Origin of the sequence: Vibrio sp. V15_P4S5T153, assembly GCF_963874485.1 — a bacterium.
In the GTDB taxonomy this organism is placed as follows: domain Bacteria; phylum Pseudomonadota; class Gammaproteobacteria; order Enterobacterales; family Vibrionaceae; genus Vibrio; species Vibrio anguillarum.
This window is the reverse complement of the sequence record NZ_CAWNHR010000020.1, coordinates 141147-158944: the sequence shown is the minus strand read 5'-3', so window position 1 is coordinate 158944 and position 17798 is coordinate 141147. Positions and strand designations below refer to the sequence as shown.

The window sequence follows — 17798 nt, the reverse complement described above, 5'->3', positions numbered from 1 at the left end:
TGCGCTCTCACCCTAAAGAGACATGTTTTAGGTGAAAAGCTAATAGCTCATCTGACGTTATATAGGCCTCATGTAAAATATTGGCTGCCTTATCAACATGTTGTGGCTGCATAACTAGCATTAACGATTGTTTATCAACCGAAAGGGAGCTCACTTCGATCCCTTGTTCTGCAAGTAATTCACATGAGCGTTCAACTAATTCCTGAGCTAGTAAACCTACCGTGGTCAATAAACTAACGGGTTCACTATTACGGATTTTGTCATTGAAAACCAGAGCTAATTTAGCACATGCGTCTCGTTTTATAATGACACCTGTCCATTCTGCCTCTTCGATCACACTCCACACTTCCACACCGAGCATTTGGCACTGCTTGGCTAAACTCGGGAAATGATCATGTTGCACAGTAATAAGCGCCATGTCGCGTTGAATCGCAATGCCACATACTGCTTTATGACACTGCTCACCTTTGATTAGACTGCCTGCGTTTACATCAAAAGTAGACAATACGCGTAAAGGAACTTCATTTTCCCACGCATATTGCACACAAGGTAAATGCAGAACTTTAGCGCCTTTACGTGCCATTTCTTCCATTGACGGGAAATCAACGATCTCTAATTTTTGAGCCGTTGCAACCACACGTGGATCACATGTGTAAACACCATCCACATCAGTGAATATTTGACACTCATCGGCTTTAAGAGCTCCCGCTAGCGTCACAGCGCTAGTATCAGAACCTCCACGTCCTAAAGTGGTGATATCCCCATTCTCATTCACACCCTGAAAACCCGCTACCACCACAATATGATCTTGTGCCAGCAACTTGGTAATCGTTCGAGTATCAATCATTTTAATCGTCGCGTCATTGTGTTGATTATCGGTCACAATGTTCGCTTGAGCTCCGGTTAGTGAGCGAGCTGAATAGCCTAATTTATTGAGTGTCATCGCTAATAGCGCCATAGACACTTGCTCACCAGCAGAGAGCAAAACATCAAGTTCCCTTGCAGTTGGTACACTATCGATTTGTTGTGCTAAGCCCAACAGTCGATTGGTTTCTCCTGACATTGCAGAAACAACTACAACCACTTGATTACCATCATTCTTCGCCTTAATGATGTGTTCAGCGACGGTATGGATTCGTTCTATTGAACCCACCGAGGTTCCGCCAAACTTTTGCACGATAAGGGGCTTTTTCACCTATCTTCACCTTCCCAAGACCAAAGTCTCATTAGGACCAAATCGAAAGCAGAGCACTATGTTGAGTATCGATTCAGTAGTTACAAAAACAAAACCAAGCAGATAACTGGCTCGTATCCTATTGCGCCAATTAGACCACTTGGTTTGGTAAATAAAATTACGCCCAATCAAAAAACAGTGATTGAGCGTGACTTATTACAGCGGTTTATAGATGCTCAGCAATCCAAGCATCTACTGAAGCTAAAGCGCTAGGCAAGGCATTAACATCCGTACCTCCCGCTTGAGCCATATCCGGACGGCCGCCACCTTTGCCACCCACTTGCAAGGCAACCATATTGACCAGCTCCCCTGCTTTAACTTTGGCGGTAAGATCTTTGGTCACACCCGCAATCAAACCCACTTTATCATCAGCCACATTACCCAGCATGATAATGCCACTGCCTAACTGATTTTTTAGCTCATCAACCATACCACGCAGCGCTTTGTTATCAGCGCCATTAAGTTGAGCAACTAGCACTTTCACACCCGCAATTTCTTTTACATTGCTGATCAGATTGGCACTTTCTTTCGCTGCAAGTTTATCTTTTAACTGCTGCAACTCTTTTTCCAAAGATTTCGCTTTAGCCGCCATTTCAGCCACTTTGACTTCATATTGAGCCTGCTGTTGATCCAATAGATCCAGCGCGCCTTCACCCGTCACCGCTTCAATACGACGAATGCCAGCAGCAATACCGCCTTCAGAAACTATTTTGAATAGGCCGATGTCACCGGTGTTACTTGCGTGAATACCACCACACAGTTCGGTTGAGAAATCACCCATCGACAATACACGAACTTCATCGTCGTATTTTTCACCAAACAGTGCCATAGCACCTTTGGCTTTTGCCGCTTCGATGTCCATAATATTGGTTTCAATCGTGTGGTTACGGCGAATTTGCGCGTTCACTAGACGTTCCACTTCTTTTAGCTCTACGGGCGTCATTGCTTCTAAATGAGAGAAGTCAAAACGCAAGCTTTCCGCTTTTACCAATGAGCCTTTTTGCGCCACGTGCGTACCTAATACTTGGCGAAGTGCAGCATGCAACAAATGTGTGGCGGAGTGGTTCAGTGAAATTGCAGCGCGGCGCTTAGCATCAACAATGGCTTTCGCTTCATCGCCTTTGGCGAGTACGCCCTCGATGAGTTCACCGTGATGAGCAATGGCGTTGCCGAGTTTTTGTGTATCTTCAACTTTAAACAAGCCCGTGGCCGTTTGAATAACACCCGCATCACCACATTGACCACCGGATTCAGCGTAGAAAGGTGTTTCGCCCAAGATCAAAATCGCTTTATCACCCGCAGATAGAGTGTCAACTTCATTGCCGTCAACAAACATAGCGGCAATGCGGCTCTCGCCTTGTGTCGCGCTGTAGCCACAGAAAGCGGTATTGGTATCAACTTTAATGATTGCATTGTAGTCAGTGCCAAATTGGCCCGCTTCACGCGCTCGTTGACGCTGCTCTTCCATCGCTTTTTCGAAACCTTGTTCGTCAATGGTCAACTCACGTTCACGTGCAACATCATTAGTTAAATCAGCCGGAAAACCGTAGGTATCGTAAAGTTTAAAGACAGTTTCACCATCCAGTACGCTACCCTCTAAATTATCGAGTGCATCATTGAGGATCGCCATACCGCGTTCAAGAGTGCGACCGAAGTTCTCTTCTTCAATGCGCAGCACTTTTTCTACAAGCGCTTGCTGCTTTTTCAGTTCTTCACCAGCCGTTCCCATCACTTGTGCTAATGGGCCAACCAGTTTGTGGAAGAAGGCACCTTGTGCGCCCAATTTATTACCATGACGTACCGCTCGACGAATAATCCGACGCAGTACATAGCCACGGCCTTCATTCGATGGCATCACACCATCCACAATCAAGAAAGCACAAGAACGGATGTGATCAGCAACAACGCGTAGCGATTGATTGGAAAGATCGTCATAACCCGTTACATCAGCGGCGGCTTTAATCAAGGCTTGAAACACATCAATTTCATAGTTTGAGTGAACACCCTGCATGATCGCAGAAATACGTTCAATACCCATACCGGTATCAACGGAAGGTTTTGGAAGTGGCTCCATCGTGCCATCGGCATGACGGTTAAACTGCATGAAGACGTTGTTCCAAATTTCAATGAAACGATCGCCATCTTCCTCTGCAGAACCTGGAGGACCACCCCAGATATGATCGCCATGATCATAGAAAATTTCAGTACAAGGACCACACGGCCCCGTATCACCCATTTGCCAGAAGTTGTCTGACTCATAAGCTTTACCACCCGGTTTATCGCCAATGCGAATAATGCGCTCAGCCGGAATGCCTACTTTTTTATTCCAGATATCAAATGCTTCATCATCGGTTTCATACACGGTAACCAGTAGACGATCAGCGGGCAACTTGAGTGTTACAGTAAGAAACTCCCACGCGTATGCAATAGCGTCTTCTTTGAAGTAATCACCAAAGCTGAAGTTACCCAACATTTCAAAAAAGGTATGGTGACGAGCGGTAAAACCAACGTTTTCCAGATCGTTATGCTTACCACCAGCTCGCACACAACGTTGCGCCGTTGTTGCACGTGTATAAGCACGCTTTTCTAAACCAAGAAAACAATCTTTAAATTGGTTCATTCCTGCATTTGTGAACAACAGGGTTGGGTCATTAGCGGGGACTAATGATGAACTATCAACAATTTGGTGTCCTTTACTTTCAAAGAACGAGAGGAACGCGCGGCGAACCTCATCAGTGCTCATAAACATGCAGCTCTTCCTGAAATACTCAAGTTAGAATTTTGCGTTATTGTAAAGCATGGACAAGAGTTCGACTAGTTTTCTTATAGAAAAGGCATGGCAGGAAATAAATTGCGGATCAGACGAAGAGTTAAGCTTCCGATGATGATAAAGCGTAGCTAATTTGCTCGAAGCTAAAGCCTCGATACTGCAAAAAACGCACTTGTTTGGCATGTTCTTTTGAACCTTTTTCCGCAGGTTCTCTGAATTTTTTTTCAGCCACTGCTTTTGCCAATTCAAACCAATCTTGAGGCTCTTGATATAAAGCGGTTTCAATATCATCGCTACTGACTCTTTTTTGGCTCAGCTCTTGTCGAATACGCCGCTCACCATGACCTTTAGTGACATGTTGTCTTATTTGACTTGCGGCATAGCGCAGTTCATCCAAATAATGGTTCTCAAGGCAGTAACTCATTGTTTGAACGATAATTTCCGCATCATACCCTTTACTCATGAGCTTTTGCTGTAGCTCATGCTCGCTGTGATCTCGCCGGCTCAGTAATTGCAATGCGCACTCTTTGCACGATAACGTCGATTTGAATTTAGAGGAATACATACTGTCCCTATTGGTCATGGATAAAACAAAGCCCTGCATTGCAGGGCTTTGTTGAAATATAAACGTGGAGAATATTACAACTCTTCTTCTTGAGGCATTTCGCTCAAAATAGGTTCTTCAACAATTAACTCGGCTGGATTGAGCAGCATTTCACGTAACTTAGTATCAAGAGCCATGGCGGCGGCTGGATTCTCTCTCAAGAATTTACAGGCGTTTGCTTTACCTTGACCAATTTTATCACCGTTATAGCTATACCAAGCACCCGCTTTCTCAACCAATTTATGTTTCACGCCAAGATCAACCAATTCACCTTCACGGTTAAAACCTTGTCCGTAAAGAATTTGAGTATCCGCTTGTTTAAAGGGAGCCGCGATTTTGTTCTTAACCACTTTAATACGCGTTTCGTTACCCACGACTTCGTCACCCTCTTTAATAGAGCCTGTACGACGAATATCTAAACGAACTGAAGCGTAGAATTTAAGGGCATTACCACCTGTTGTAGTTTCAGGGTTACCAAACATCACACCAATTTTCATACGGATCTGGTTGATGAAGATACACATACAGTTGGACTGTTTTAGGTTACCCGTTAACTTACGCATCGCTTGAGAAAGCATACGTGCTTGAAGGCCCATATGGCTATCGCCCATTTCACCTTCAATTTCAGCTTTTGGTGTCAGTGCAGCCACAGAGTCAATGACGATAACATCAATGGCACCAGAACGGGCCAAGGCATCACAAATTTCAAGCGCTTGTTCGCCCGTATCAGGTTGTGAAACCAACAGCTCATCGATGTTTACACCCAGTTTTTTAGCATAAATTGGGTCAAGGGCATGTTCTGCATCGATAAAAGCACAGGTTTTACCCACTCGTTGTGCTGCTGCGATCAATTCCAGCGTTAACGTTGTTTTTCCTGATGATTCAGGGCCGTAGACTTCAACGATACGTCCCATTGGTAAACCGCCAGCACCCAATGCAATATCCAAAGAAAGTGAACCGGTAGAAATGGTTTCAACATCCATTGTACGGTTGTCACCAAGGCGCATGATCGAACCTTTACCAAATTGCTTTTCAATTTGACCCAGTGCTGCGGCTAGCGCCTTCTGCTTATTTTCGTCCATTACTTTCTCCAAACTGTCGCTGTGGGTAGCGGCTCGTTAAATTTTTTATCGACTCTTTAGTCGCCAATTGGGGTTAATTATACTGTTGATTCATACAGTGTCTATAGCTGTGTCGAAAAAATTTCGACTAGGTTCAATTTGGCTGCGATAAAAAGTGACTCACCACTTGTAATGCATGAGTAATCGCCTGCTTGCGCACCTGTGCGCGATCGCCTTTAAAACAAAGCGTCTCAGCACGTTCCCAGCCTTGCTTAGAAGCCCATGCAAAGCATACGGTTCCCACTGGTTTTTCTGCGCTACCGCCGTCAGGACCAGCAATACCACTGATCGCTACACCAATAGTGGCTTGGGAATGCAAAAGTGCTCCTTGTACCATTTCGCGCACAACGGGTTCTGAAACCGCGCCAAAATCCACCAGTGTCTGTGCTTTGACACCGAGCATCTCTTGTTTAGCGAGATTACTGTAGGTCACAAATGACCGTTCAAACCAAGCCGAACTTCCTGCAACCTCGGTAAGTGCAAATGCCACACCACCACCAGTGCATGATTCAGCACTGGTGAGGATCTCTTTTTGTGCTAACAATTGCTGACCTAATTGCTCACTTAATGCAAAAATCGCTTTCATTACGCCCTCTCCAAAGCCACGTTATTTTCGCTTGAACCTTTATAGCAGATTGAATCATCAGAAAACAGAATGGGCACGCAAGCGTGCCCATTCTGAATCGTTCGTCCGTTGTATTTAGATCTCAAACATTAAACTATCTGCGTCTAAGAATGGCCAACGAATGGTGTGCGGAGTGCTGCTCTCCCCACCAAAAAAGTAGCCCACTTGTGGTGTAGCAAAGGTTTTGTCACCTCGTGTGAGCGGTTGTTCACTCAATGCTCTATGGGTTAATTTTGCTTCCCATAATTGCTCACTCTCCCAGCCTACTGGCACGAGTTCCACTCGCACTTCCGCGCCAACAGGATTGACAGAGACCACTTCAAAAGGCAATGAAGCTTGGCTATTTTGTTTGTTCGATAGGCTCAACTCATGGCTGCGTACATACAACTTTCCTGATTGATTAATCGCGTGATCTTTCGGCGGTAAGATAAACGATTGACCGTTGACCCACTGCTCGTTATTCCAGTTGGCTTGGAAGACATTCACATTGCCAAAAAAGTCAAAGACGAAGCGACTGTTCGGTTGAGCATAAAGCTGCACTGGCGAGTCGATCTGTTCGATGCGGCCATTGCTCATTACGACCACGCGATCAGAGAGTTCAAGTGCTTCATCTTGATCGTGGGTGACAAATACGCTCGTAAAACCGAGCTCTTCGTGCAAGCTGCGCAACCAGCGGCGCAATTCTTTACGCACTTTGGCATCCAGTGCGCCAAAAGGCTCATCCAGCAGTAGCACTTCCGGCTTTGTTGCAAGAGCGCGAGCCAAGGCGATGCGCTGCTTTTGCCCGCCGGACAGTTGTTCAGGATAGCGCTCAGCTAAATGGCCAAGTTGTACAATATCCAATAGCTGTTTGACTCTTTTGGTGATCTCCGCCGCCGCTGGTCTATGACGGCGATCCATCACTTGCAAACCAAACGCGACATTGTCGGCCACCGTCATATGACGAAAAAGTGCGTAGTTTTGGAACACAAAGCCAACTCGGCGCTCGCGGACGTGGACATGAGTCACATCGCGATCTCTAAAATGAATGGTTCCACTATCAGCACCTTCAAGGCCGGCAATAATGCGCAACAAAGTGGTTTTGCCTGAGCCTGAAGGACCAAGTAAGCCAATCATCTCGCCATCATCAATCTGTAACGAGAGCGGAGAGAGCGCTTGAAATTGACCAAATTGTTTGGAAATGTTGTCTAAACGTATACTCATACCGTCTCTTGCTCTCTGTTCGTTTTTGTCTGATTGTTGTGTTGACGCCATTCAACATAAGCTTTAAAAACTAAGGTTAATAATGCAATGAAAGCCAATAACGAGGCGCTAGCAAACGCCGCTTCCGATTGATAATCTTCATACAGTAGCTGCACATGTAGCGGTAAGGTATTGGTTTCACCACGAATATTGCCCGACACAACCGCTACTGCGCCAAATTCACCAATGGCACGCGCATTGGTTAAGATGACACCGTAAATCAGTGCCCACTTTATATTTGGTAAGGTGACGCGACGAAACAGTTGCCACCAAGATGCACCCAAAATAACCGCCGCTTCTTCATCCGATCGGCCTTGCTGCTGCATCAGCGGGATCAGCTCACGCGCGACAAACGGGCAAGTCACAAAAACCGTGACCAATAAAATTCCCGGCCAAGCAAACATAACTTGCAGATCGCGCTCAAACAACCACTCGCCTAACCAACCGCTGCTGCCGTAAAGCAGTAAATACAGAAGGCCTGCAACAACCGGTGATACGGCAAACGGAATATCAATTAAAGTGGTTAATATTTTTCTACCCGGAAATTCAAAACGAGTCACTGCCCAAGCCAATAACACGCCGAACACTAAGTTAATTGGCACCGTGAGTAGCGCAACTAGTAGCGTTAAACCAATGGCATGACGCGTATCGGGTTCAATTAAATGACTAATATAAGTCGATAAACCACTGGCAAAGGCTTGTTTGAAAATGCTCACTAGCGGGATAATCAGCAACAATGCAACCCAAAACAGCGCAAAGCCAATCAAACTCCACTTCACCCAAGGTGCTTCACCGACTCGTAACGGTTGATGTGCTTTCATCATCGGTTCCTTAACGTCCATGAATTCGACGCAGGTATGCGCCCTGCCATAGATTGATCAGTAGTAGCAGCGATAACGATGCCATCAATACCACTGAAGCAATGGCACTCGCCGCCGGAAAATCAAATTCTTGTAAGCGTACAAAAATCATTAATGAGGTAATTTCACTGACGTAAGGCATATTGCCCGCAATGAAAATCACTGCACCAAACTCGCCCAAGCTACGCGTAAATGAGAGTGCAATACCAACCAATAGTGCTGGACGAATCGAAGGCATGATCACTTTCCAAAATACGGCGCTGTCTGATGCGCCTAACGTCATTCCCGCTTCTTCCTCTTCTTTGGAGATCTCTTCCAAGACGGGTTGTACCGTGCGTACCACAAACGGAATACTGGTAAACGCCATCGCGACAACAATACCCAAGGGGGTATAAGCCACTTTAATTCCAAGCTCGCCAAGTACGCTGCCCACCCAGCCATTGGATGAGTAAAGCGTCGCCAACGTGATGCCTGCAACGGCGGTAGGCAAAGCAAACGGTAAATCGACTAAAGCATCAAGAATACGTTTGCCATAAAAATCATAACGAACCAGCACCCAAGCGAGTAATAATCCTAGCAAGCCATTAAACAATGAGGCGATGAGTGCCGCGCCCACCGTTACTTTGTAACTGGCCAGTACACGAGGGTCCGCCACCACCTGCCAATACTCGGTGAGCGACATTTGGCTCGTCTGCATAATCAAACCACTGGCGGGCAATAGCAGCACTAAACTGACAAAAAACAGCGAAGTACCGAGGCTAATGCCAAATCCGGGCAGCACCCTTTTATGGCGTGGGCGAGATAAAGAAGCGGTGAAGAAATGGCTCATAAACCCTCGAAACAAAACGGATGCGTAAGAAAACCACCCACACTCAGCGCAGGTGGCGATGACGAATTAACGACGTTGAAGTTGGTCAAGCTTCGCGCCATTGGCAAAATGAAGTTTCATGGCATTTTCCCACCCGCCAGCAATGCTCTCAACTGTTAGCAATTCAACTTCAGGGAAGCGATCAGCAAATTCTTCGTTCACTTTTTCATCATGAACGCGGTAATTAAACCCAGCCAGCAAACGTTGCGCTTCTTCACTGTACAGATAAGCGAGATATTCGTTGGCTACCTCAAGCGTGCCTTTACGCTTGGCATTTTTTTCCACCACGGCCACGGGAAACTCGGCCAAGATAGAGGTCTTAGGTACCACAACTTGATATTCATCCACGCCATACTGCTGACGAATATTGTTCACTTCAGATTCAAACGTAATCAGCACATCGCCAATGCCACGTTCAACAAACGAAGTAGTCGCACCACGGCCGCCAGTATCAAATACCGCAACATTAGCTAAAAATTGTTTGAGGAATTGATCCTGCTCGGCTTGTTTCTCTTTGCCAAAAGTCTTTTGTGCATAACCGACCGCAGCCAAATAGGTATAACGTGCATTACCTGAGGTTTTAGGATTGGGGAATACAGAGGCCACATCAGCTTTGGCGAGATCGCCCCAATCTTGAATATTTTTTGGATTTCCCTTGCGCACTAAAAATGCGGTCGTGGAGTAGTAAGGTGAGCTTGCATTGGGCAATTTTTCTTGCCAATTAGAATCGATAAGCTTGCCGCGATCGTGCAGCACCTGAACATCCGTTACCTGATTGAATGTCACTACATCGGCGGCTAACCCCTGCAAAATTGAGCGAGCTTGCGCAGATGACCCACCGTGCGACTGTTTGATCTCCACTGTTTGGCCTGTCTTTTGTTGCCAGTGTTTTTCAAACACTGGGTTATAAGAAGCAAACAGCTCGCGAGCGATGTCGTACGATGAGTTGAGAATGGTTTGATCCGCGGCCGAAACATTCAACGATCCTACGGCTAATAAGCTGGCTAAGGCTGACTTGATGAACTTCATATATTGCTACTCCCTAATCACTACGGCCAAAATGGCGTCCTTGGCAATTAGAGTATGAGGAAAATGAATTATAACAAAGAGGATAACTAGAACTTTTTGGAATAAACTCTAGCAATAAATTGTATGCCAATTACCAGCACGACTTTATAGTAGTGTTCGGTAAGGTGGATACGTCATCTTACTCTTCCGACTAAAAAAATTAAGGACAACATGATGGCGGACTTTCCAACGATTGAAGCATATGTCGGGCAAACGCCTTTAGTTCGCTTGCAGCGACTGGCGGCTCACACCTCAAGCACCGTATTGGTCAAGCTAGAAGGCAATAACCCAGCAGGTTCAGTCAAAGATCGCCCAGCACTCAATATGATAGTGCAAGCAGAGCGTCGCCAAGAGCTCCAACCGGGCGATACCATCATTGAAGCGACCAGCGGCAACACGGGTATTGCGCTGGCAATGGCGGCCGCCATCAAAGGCTACAAAATGATTTTAATCATGCCAGATAATGCCACCCAAGAGCGTAAAGACGCGATGAAAGCGTATGGTTGTGAGCTCATTTTAGTCAGCAAAGAGCAAGGCATGGAAGGAGCGCGCGATTTAGCATTAAAAATGCAAAGTGAAGGCAAAGGAAAAGTACTCGATCAATTCAATAACCCCGACAACCCGCAAGCTCATTTCGATTCTACTGGCCCAGAAATTTGGCAACAAAGCTACGGGGAAATCACCCACTTTGTCTCAAGTATGGGCACAACGGGCACCATCATGGGCACTTCTCGCTATCTAAAAACGCAAAATCCAGAGATAAGCATTGTCGGTTTACAACCAGCAGAAGGCAGTGCAATTCCGGGCATTCGCCGCTGGCCTCAAGCTTATTTACCCGGCATTTTTGAATCATCACGTGTTGATGTGGTACTCGATATCGAAGAGCAAGATGCCATCAATACGGCTCGTGCTTTGGCAACCCAAGAAGGTATTTGCGCTGGCGTCAGCTCTGGAGGCGCCGTTTTCGCTGCGTTACAAATCGCGCAACAAAATCCCGGAGCGGTGGTTGTTGCCATCATTTGCGATCGAGGCGATCGTTATCTCTCATCCGGTCTTTTTTCTTAGATCAAATCTCCAACCCAACGGGCTAATCAGTGCTGACGCGCTCATCACTCTTTAGCCCTTGGCTTTGCTTTCACATCAGCATCCCTTGATTGCTCAGCAATAGCGAAGTTTGTTATCCTCTCCAACTATTTAAATGCATGTTCTGACGATTCTTTCTAACTCATGTCAGAGCTAAGGCCGCTGCCATTCCTGTACAGTGGTCATTTTCACAGTCAGCCATTGATAATCGAGTGACGAATAACATGAGCAAATCCAGCGCATCTTCCGCCGAGTCTTCACCACAGCACACCCCGATGATGCGGCAATATCTGCAATTGAAAGCCGAAAACCCCGATATTCTGCTCTTTTATCGGATGGGCGATTTCTACGAGCTGTTTTACGATGACGCTAAACGCGCATCGCAATTGCTGGAAATATCACTCACCAAACGCGGTGCTTCTGCGGGTGAGCCTATTCCAATGGCGGGCGTTCCCTATCATGCCGTGGAAGGTTACTTAGCGAAATTGGTACAACAGGGCGAATCTGTCGCGATTTGTGAACAAATTGGCGATCCTGCCACCAGCAAAGGCCCCGTTGAGCGTAAAGTGGTACGGATTGTCACGCCCGGTACGGTCACGGATGAAGCCTTGCTCTCTGAGCGAGTCGATAACTTAATTGCTGCCATCTACCACCACGATGGTCGCTTTGGCTACGCAACCTTAGACATCACTTCAGGGCGCTTCCAACTGAGTGAGCCAGAAACCGAAGAGGCGATGGCCGCCGAACTGCAACGCACCGCACCGCGCGAACTGCTCTTCCCTGAAGATTTCACGCCAGTCACTTTAATGGGCAACCGCAAAGGAAACCGTCGCCGCCCTATTTGGGAATTTGAGTTAGAGACAGCAAAACAGCAGTTGAACCAACAATTTGGTACGCGTGATTTGGTCGGTTTTGGCGTAGAACAGGCTAAACTGGGCTTATGCGCCGCTGGCTGCTTGATTCAATACGTGAAAGATACGCAGCGCACTGCACTGCCTCATATTCGTTCGCTGACGTTTGATCGCCAAGATCACTCGGTGATCTTAGATGCCGCCACGCGCCGTAATTTAGAGATCACGCAGAACTTGTCCGGTGGCTTTGATAACACCTTAGCGGAAGTGCTCGATCACTGCGCCACCCCAATGGGCAGCCGCATGCTCAAACGCTGGTTACACCAACCGATGCGCTGTATTGATACGCTGAATCAACGCCTTGATGCGATCGGCGAGTTGAAACAGCTTGCTCTGTTTAGTGAATTACAACCTGTGCTGAAACAGATTGGCGATATTGAACGTATTCTTGCTCGTTTGGCATTGCGTTCCGCTCGCCCAAGAGACTTAGCACGCCTGCGACATGCGATGCAGCAATTGCCGCAGCTCAGTGAAATACTGCAACCCTTGTCGCAACCCCACTTAGTTCAGTTAACTCATCATGTACAGCCATTGGATGAGCTGTGCACACTGCTTGAGCGAGCAATCAAAGACAACCCACCAGTTGTGATTCGTGATGGTGGCGTGATTGCCGATGGCTACAGCGCCGAACTGGATGAATGGCGTGATTTAGCCAACGGCGCAACCGAATACTTGAATAAATTAGAAGCTGAAGAGCGCGAACGTCACGGCATTGATACGCTAAAAGTCGGCTACAACGCGATTCACGGTTTCTACATTCAAGTCAGCCGTGGCCAAAGTCACCTTGTTCCTCCCCACTATGTGCGCCGCCAAACGCTGAAAAATGCCGAGCGTTATATTATTGCCGAGCTAAAAGCGCATGAAGATAAAGTGCTCAACTCGAAATCAAAAGCACTGGCAGTGGAAAAGCAGCTTTGGGAAGAGTTATTTGACTTATTGTTGCCTCATTTAGAGCAGATGCAAAACCTTGCATCTTCGCTATCGCAGCTCGATGTGTTGCAAAACCTTGCCGAGCGCGCTGAAAGCTTAGACTACTGTCGCCCGACCTTGAGTAAAGAGCCAGCGATCCATATTCAAGCGGGCCGTCACCCTGTCGTTGAGCAAGTGATGAATGACCCCTTCATTGCCAACCCAATTGAGCTCAATCCGCAACGAAAAATGTTGATCATTACCGGGCCTAACATGGGCGGTAAATCGACCTACATGCGCCAAACTGCATTGATTACTTTATTAGCGCATATCGGTTGCTATGTGCCAGCAGAAGCAGCACACATCGGTTCGATTGACCGCATCTTCACCCGCATTGGTGCATCGGACGATCTCGCCTCTGGTCGCTCTACTTTCATGGTTGAAATGACCGAAACTGCCAACATTTTGCATAATGCGACACAAAATAGCTTGGTATTGATGGATGAAATTGGCCGCGGCACCAGTACCTATGATGGGTTATCATTGGCTTGGGCAAGTGCACAATGGCTCGCAAGCCAAATTGGCGCGCTAACGCTATTTGCCACTCATTATTTTGAACTGACCGAGCTGCCAAACCAGCTACCTCACTTAGCCAACGTGCATTTAGATGCCGTGGAACATGGCGATAGCATTGCCTTTATGCATGCGGTTCAAGAAGGAGCGGCAAGTAAATCTTACGGCCTAGCAGTGGCAGGTCTTGCTGGCGTGCCTAAAACAGTGATCAAAAACGCGCGCGCTAAACTGTCGCAGCTTGAATTACTAAGCCAGCAACAACCTAATAGCAGTAAAAGCTCAACTGTAGATATTGCTAATCAACTCAGTTTGATCCCAGACCCAAGCGAAGTCGAACAGGCATTAGCAGCTATTGATCCTGACGATCTAACGCCTCGCCAAGCGTTAGAAGCACTTTATCGCTTGAAGAAGCTAATGTAACAATCTGATATTAAAAATAAAAAAGGCATCGATTTTAAGTCGGTGCCTTTTGTGCTTTTATGCAATAGTTTTATAAATCAATGGTTTTATGAATCAAGGTCTTGTTGAACCAACCTTTAGTCGTATTCAACATTAAACAGCGCTTCCATGTTCAAGCCTTGTTTAACCAAGATCTCTCTCAAACGACGTAGGCCTTCCACTTGAATTTGACGAACTCGTTCACGAGTTAAGTTAATTTCGCGGCCTACCTCTTCTAAGGTGGACGGTTCATAACCTAATAGCCCAAAACGGCGTGCAAGTACCTCTTTTTGTTTTGGGTTCAGTTCATCTAACCAATTCAGTAGTGATTCACGAATATCATCATCTTGCGTAGAAATTTCAGGATCAGAGTTGTTCGCATCTGGGATGATATCGAGTAGTGCTTTGTCACCATCGCCGCCAATCGGTGTATCAACAGAACTGATACGCTCGTTCAGACGCAGCATTTTACTGACATCTTCTACTGGCTTATCCAGTTGGAACGCAATTTCTTCTGCGGTAGGTTCATGATCTAACTTCTGCGATAGCTCGCGAGCCGTGCGAAGGTAGATATTCAACTCTTTAACGACGTGAATTGGCAAACGGATAGTGCGCGTTTGGTTCATTAATGCACGTTCAATGGTTTGACGGATCCACCAAGTAGCATAGGTTGAGAATCTAAAGCCACGTTCTGGATCAAATTTTTCTACCGCACGGATCAAGCCTAAATTACCCTCTTCAATTAGATCGAGTAAAGCTAAGCCACGATTACCATAACGGCGAGAAATTTTAACGACCAAACGTAAGTTACTTTCGATCATGCGTTTACGAGCAGCTTCATCGCCTCTCAGTGAACGACGAGCATAAAGTACTTCTTCTTGAGCTGTTAATAATGGAGAAAAACCAATCTCGCTAAGATACATCTGTGTTGCATCTAAGCTTTTTGTTGACGCATCAAATCCTTCTTTGGCATCTTCGATTTGAACATCGTCATCGCTTTGGCTTTTAGTGGTGGTGAGTTCTTCATCAACCTCAATCGAATCCATGATCTCTTGGTCTTCAAACTCTTCGACTTTCGTTACTGCATTGCTGATACTCATAGCGCCTCCCCCTGGCGAGCTAGCAAGACATTACTACTTTCTAATGTCGCTACATGACTCTTTCAAGTATGTTTACGGTAAGTAGCGTTTTGGATTCACCGACTTACCTTGATAACGAATTTCAAAGTGTAAACGAACACTGCTGGTTCCTGAGCTGCCCATGGTTGCTATTTTTTGGCCAGCTTTAACACTTTGTCCTTCTTTTACCAGTAACCGATCGTTATGAGCATAAGCACTGAGGTAGTTATCATTATGTTTTACAATCACAAGATTGCCGTAACCTCTTAATGCATTTCCCGAATAGACAACGGTTCCTGCAGCAGTTGATAAAATGGATTGACCACGCTGTCCTGCGATGTCGATCCCTTTATTTCCTTGATCGCCTGCTGAAAAGTTTTTAATTATTCTCCCTTGTGTCGGCCATAACCATTTTGAAACTTTATCATCTTTTGGTTTAGCAAAGGTTACATTAGCATTAACATTTTGCTTACCTTTTGAATCAACATACTCTTTTGATTTCGATTGTTCAACTACCTTAGGAGGATCTTTTTTTGCGACTTTGGTCGAAGAACTTGCGGCATTAGATCCACTATTTTGATTAGAGTTTTTACTCACTCCGTCTACAACCATTGGGGGGGAAACTAAGCCAGCCATTGTGCTCGAAGGGGTTGCAGCCACAATGACTTCTGTTACACCATTACCACCGTAAGCAGGAGGCGTGTAATTGGGGATCCATAATTTGAGTTTTTGACCAGGATGAATGGTGTAAGGTTTTTTTAAATTATTGAAACGGATCAAGTCGTTTACATTTTTATCTGTGACATAAGATATAAAATAGAGCGTATCGCCTTTTTGCACTTCGTAAAAACTGCCGCGATAACTACCACGAGGAATGGCATTATAGTCTTTATTGAGCCCAGAAACGGGTGCAGGAGTATGAGCAGCACATCCGATAAGGACGCTACTAATTAGCACCATTATTACTCTGTTTCTTAGGTTACTCATCATCACTAAGCTAAATCACCGGCAACTAAAGGAACAAAACGCACCATCTCAATGGTGTTAGAAATAAAATCATCGCCTTGGCGAACTATTTTCAATAACTGTTGCTCACTACTGCCGACAGGGATCACTAAACGGCCACCTTCCGCAAGCTGATCAAGCAGCGCATTTGGGACAAATTCGGCCGCCGCCGTAACAATGATCGCATCAAAAGGAGCTTTAGCATCCCAGCCCAACCAGCCATCACCATGCTTAGTGGAGACGTTATAAATATCAAGTTGCTTTAAACGACGCTTCGCGTCCCACTGTAATGACTTGATCCGTTCAATCGAATACACGTGCTCAACCAACTGGGCAAGCACAGCGGTTTGATAACCCGATCCTGTGCCAATTTCTAAGACCTTACTCTGCGGCTCAAGTTCTAAAAGCTGCGTCATTTTTGCCACAATGTAAGGTTGTGAAATCGTTTGTCCTTGGCCTATCGGCAAGGCATTGTTGTCATAGGCTTGATGCATCATCGCCTGAGAAACAAAGCTTTCTCTTGGCAAACAATGAATGGCATCCAAAACGGTTTGATCTTGGATACCATTCGCGATCAGAAATTCAATTAATCTGTCGGCATGTGGATTGGCCATTACCCTTTTTCCTTCAACCAGTTATCCATACTTGGCAGTGACTCATGAGCCGTGAGATCAACCTGCAACGGCGTCAAGGAGACATAACCATGCTCAATCGCATAGAAATCAGTCCCTTGCCCTGCATCTTGCTCTTTACCCGGAGGACCTAACCAATAAATATCATGCCCACGAGGATCTTTCTGCTTAATCATACTTTCTGCGTGATGGCGAGCACCTAAACGCGTCACTTGAATACCCGCTAACTCCTCAAATGGACGATCTGGTACGTTCACATTCAATAATCGATTGGTTGGGATCGGGGCATTGAGATGCTGTTCGACCAACTGGCGTGCTATCTGGGCTGCCGTAGTAAAATTAGCCGTCCCGACCAGTGAAAACGCGATCGCTTGCACCCCAAGAAAGTGCCCTTCCATCGCCGCCGCAACCGTGCCCGAATAGAGCACGTCATCGCCCAAATTCGCACCATGATTGATGCCTGTCAGCACCAAATCAGGCAGATCATCTTTGAGCAGTTCATTGAGTGCAAAATGCACACAATCGGTTGGTGTGCCTTGCACTGAATAGGTATTAGGTGCAATGAGATCCACACGAAGCGGCTGCTCTAATGTCAGCGAATTGGAGGCTCCTGACCGATTACGATCCGGCGCGACAATCACGATCTCGGCGAGATCCGCCAGCGCGCGTGCTAGGGTATTTAAACCTTGCGCGTATACACCATCATCATTGCTTAATAAAATCTTCATCGAGTTTTA

General features: G+C 46.2%; 15 protein-coding genes. 2 read left to right on the top strand and 13 right to left on the bottom strand.

Annotated features, from left to right (window positions below; genetic code table 11):
- Positions 1-7: 7 nt before the first annotated feature.
- From AACT42_RS21920 to cysP, 9 genes are all read right to left on the bottom strand, one after another.
- Positions 8-1195 (bottom strand): aspartate kinase, encoded by a 1188-nt coding sequence (locus AACT42_RS21920; RefSeq protein ID WP_094131720.1) that lies wholly within the window; start codon positions 1193-1195, stop codon positions 8-10.
- 205 nt (positions 1196-1400) lie between these two features.
- Positions 1401-3983, bottom strand: a complete 2583-nt coding sequence (gene alaS, locus AACT42_RS21915) for an alanine--tRNA ligase (protein ID WP_094131719.1) — start codon at positions 3981-3983, stop codon at positions 1401-1403.
- 121 nt (positions 3984-4104) lie between these two features.
- A complete protein-coding gene (gene recX, locus AACT42_RS21910) occupies positions 4105-4608 on the bottom strand; it encodes a recombination regulator RecX (protein WP_081265451.1) in 504 nt (167 codons plus the stop codon).
- 35 nt (positions 4609-4643) lie between these two features.
- Positions 4644-5690, bottom strand: a complete 1047-nt coding sequence (gene recA, locus AACT42_RS21905) for a recombinase RecA (RefSeq protein WP_010320444.1) — start codon at positions 5688-5690, stop codon at positions 4644-4646.
- 133 nt (positions 5691-5823) lie between these two features.
- Positions 5824-6315: a nicotinamide-nucleotide amidase gene (pncC, locus tag AACT42_RS21900; protein WP_013857707.1), complete on the bottom strand. Its 492-nt coding sequence runs from the start codon at positions 6313-6315 to the stop codon at positions 5824-5826.
- 114 nt (positions 6316-6429) lie between these two features.
- Positions 6430-7557, bottom strand: a complete 1128-nt coding sequence (locus tag AACT42_RS21895) for a sulfate/molybdate ABC transporter ATP-binding protein (protein WP_094131718.1) — start codon at positions 7555-7557, stop codon at positions 6430-6432.
- On the bottom strand, positions 7554-8417 hold the full coding sequence (gene cysW / locus AACT42_RS21890) for a sulfate ABC transporter permease subunit CysW (protein ID WP_017046720.1): 864 nt from the start codon (positions 8415-8417) through the stop codon (positions 7554-7556). Before cysW ends, AACT42_RS21895 begins: the two co-directional genes overlap by 4 nt.
- 10 nt (positions 8418-8427) lie before the next feature.
- The gene (cysT, locus tag AACT42_RS21885) at positions 8428-9285 is read right to left on the bottom strand and encodes a sulfate/thiosulfate ABC transporter permease CysT (RefSeq protein WP_094131717.1); all 858 of its coding nucleotides are present in this window, start codon (positions 9283-9285) and stop codon (positions 8428-8430) included.
- 66 nt (positions 9286-9351) lie between these two features.
- A complete protein-coding gene (cysP, locus tag AACT42_RS21880) occupies positions 9352-10353 on the bottom strand; it encodes a thiosulfate ABC transporter substrate-binding protein CysP (protein WP_094131716.1) in 1002 nt (333 codons plus the stop codon).
- 213 nt (positions 10354-10566) lie between these two features.
- Here cysP and cysM point away from each other — a divergent pair, with 213 nt between their 5' ends.
- The gene (gene cysM, locus AACT42_RS21875; protein WP_094131715.1) at positions 10567-11457 is read left to right on the top strand and encodes a cysteine synthase CysM; all 891 of its coding nucleotides are present in this window, start codon (positions 10567-10569) and stop codon (positions 11455-11457) included.
- Positions 11458-11699: 242 nt separating this feature from the next.
- A complete protein-coding gene (mutS, locus tag AACT42_RS21870) occupies positions 11700-14288 on the top strand; it encodes a DNA mismatch repair protein MutS (RefSeq protein ID WP_094131714.1) in 2589 nt (862 codons plus the stop codon).
- A 116-nt stretch (positions 14289-14404) separates the two neighbouring features.
- Here mutS and rpoS read toward each other — a convergent pair whose 3' ends face one another.
- From rpoS to surE, 4 genes are all read right to left on the bottom strand, one after another.
- The gene (gene rpoS / locus AACT42_RS21865; protein ID WP_017047531.1) at positions 14405-15406 is read right to left on the bottom strand and encodes an RNA polymerase sigma factor RpoS; all 1002 of its coding nucleotides are present in this window, start codon (positions 15404-15406) and stop codon (positions 14405-14407) included.
- 72 nt (positions 15407-15478) lie between these two features.
- Entirely contained in the window at positions 15479-16411 is a 933-nt protein-coding gene (gene nlpD, locus AACT42_RS21860; protein ID WP_041769244.1) for a murein hydrolase activator NlpD, read from the bottom strand.
- Between the two features lie 5 nt (positions 16412-16416).
- The gene (locus AACT42_RS21855) at positions 16417-17043 is read right to left on the bottom strand and encodes a protein-L-isoaspartate(D-aspartate) O-methyltransferase (RefSeq protein WP_013857716.1); all 627 of its coding nucleotides are present in this window, start codon (positions 17041-17043) and stop codon (positions 16417-16419) included.
- Positions 17043-17789, bottom strand: coding sequence for a 5'/3'-nucleotidase SurE (gene surE / locus AACT42_RS21850; protein ID WP_010320454.1), 747 nt, complete (start codon positions 17787-17789; stop codon positions 17043-17045). The genes AACT42_RS21855 and surE overlap by 1 nt, the downstream gene beginning before the upstream one ends.
- Between the last annotated feature and the right edge of the window lie 9 nt (positions 17790-17798).

Bases quoted from the DNA above. Each gene is read 5' to 3' on its own strand.
- alaS (WP_094131719.1), bottom strand. From the start codon at position 3,983: ATGTTTATGAGCACTGATGAGGTTCGCCGCGCGTTCCTCTCGTTCTTT.
- recX (WP_081265451.1), bottom strand. From the start codon at position 4,608: ATGCAGGGCTTTGTTTTATCCATGACCAATAGGGACAGTATGTATTCC.
- recA (WP_010320444.1), bottom strand. From the start codon at position 5,690: ATGGACGAAAATAAGCAGAAGGCGCTAGCCGCAGCACTGGGTCAAATT.
- pncC (WP_013857707.1), bottom strand. From the start codon at position 6,315: ATGAAAGCGATTTTTGCATTAAGTGAGCAATTAGGTCAGCAATTGTTA.
- AACT42_RS21895 (WP_094131718.1), bottom strand. From the start codon at position 7,557: ATGAGTATACGTTTAGACAACATTTCCAAACAATTTGGTCAATTTCAA.
- cysW (WP_017046720.1), bottom strand. From the start codon at position 8,417: ATGAAAGCACATCAACCGTTACGAGTCGGTGAAGCACCTTGGGTGAAG.
- cysT (WP_094131717.1), bottom strand. From the start codon at position 9,285: ATGAGCCATTTCTTCACCGCTTCTTTATCTCGCCCACGCCATAAAAGG.
- cysP (WP_094131716.1), bottom strand. From the start codon at position 10,353: ATGAAGTTCATCAAGTCAGCCTTAGCCAGCTTATTAGCCGTAGGATCG.
- cysM (WP_094131715.1), top strand. From the start codon at position 10,567: ATGGCGGACTTTCCAACGATTGAAGCATATGTCGGGCAAACGCCTTTA.
- mutS (WP_094131714.1), top strand. From the start codon at position 11,700: ATGAGCAAATCCAGCGCATCTTCCGCCGAGTCTTCACCACAGCACACC.
- rpoS (WP_017047531.1), bottom strand. From the start codon at position 15,406: ATGAGTATCAGCAATGCAGTAACGAAAGTCGAAGAGTTTGAAGACCAA.
- nlpD (WP_041769244.1), bottom strand. From the start codon at position 16,411: ATGAGTAACCTAAGAAACAGAGTAATAATGGTGCTAATTAGTAGCGTC.
- AACT42_RS21855 (WP_013857716.1), bottom strand. From the start codon at position 17,043: ATGGCCAATCCACATGCCGACAGATTAATTGAATTTCTGATCGCGAAT.
- surE (WP_010320454.1), bottom strand. From the start codon at position 17,789: ATGAAGATTTTATTAAGCAATGATGATGGTGTATACGCGCAAGGTTTA.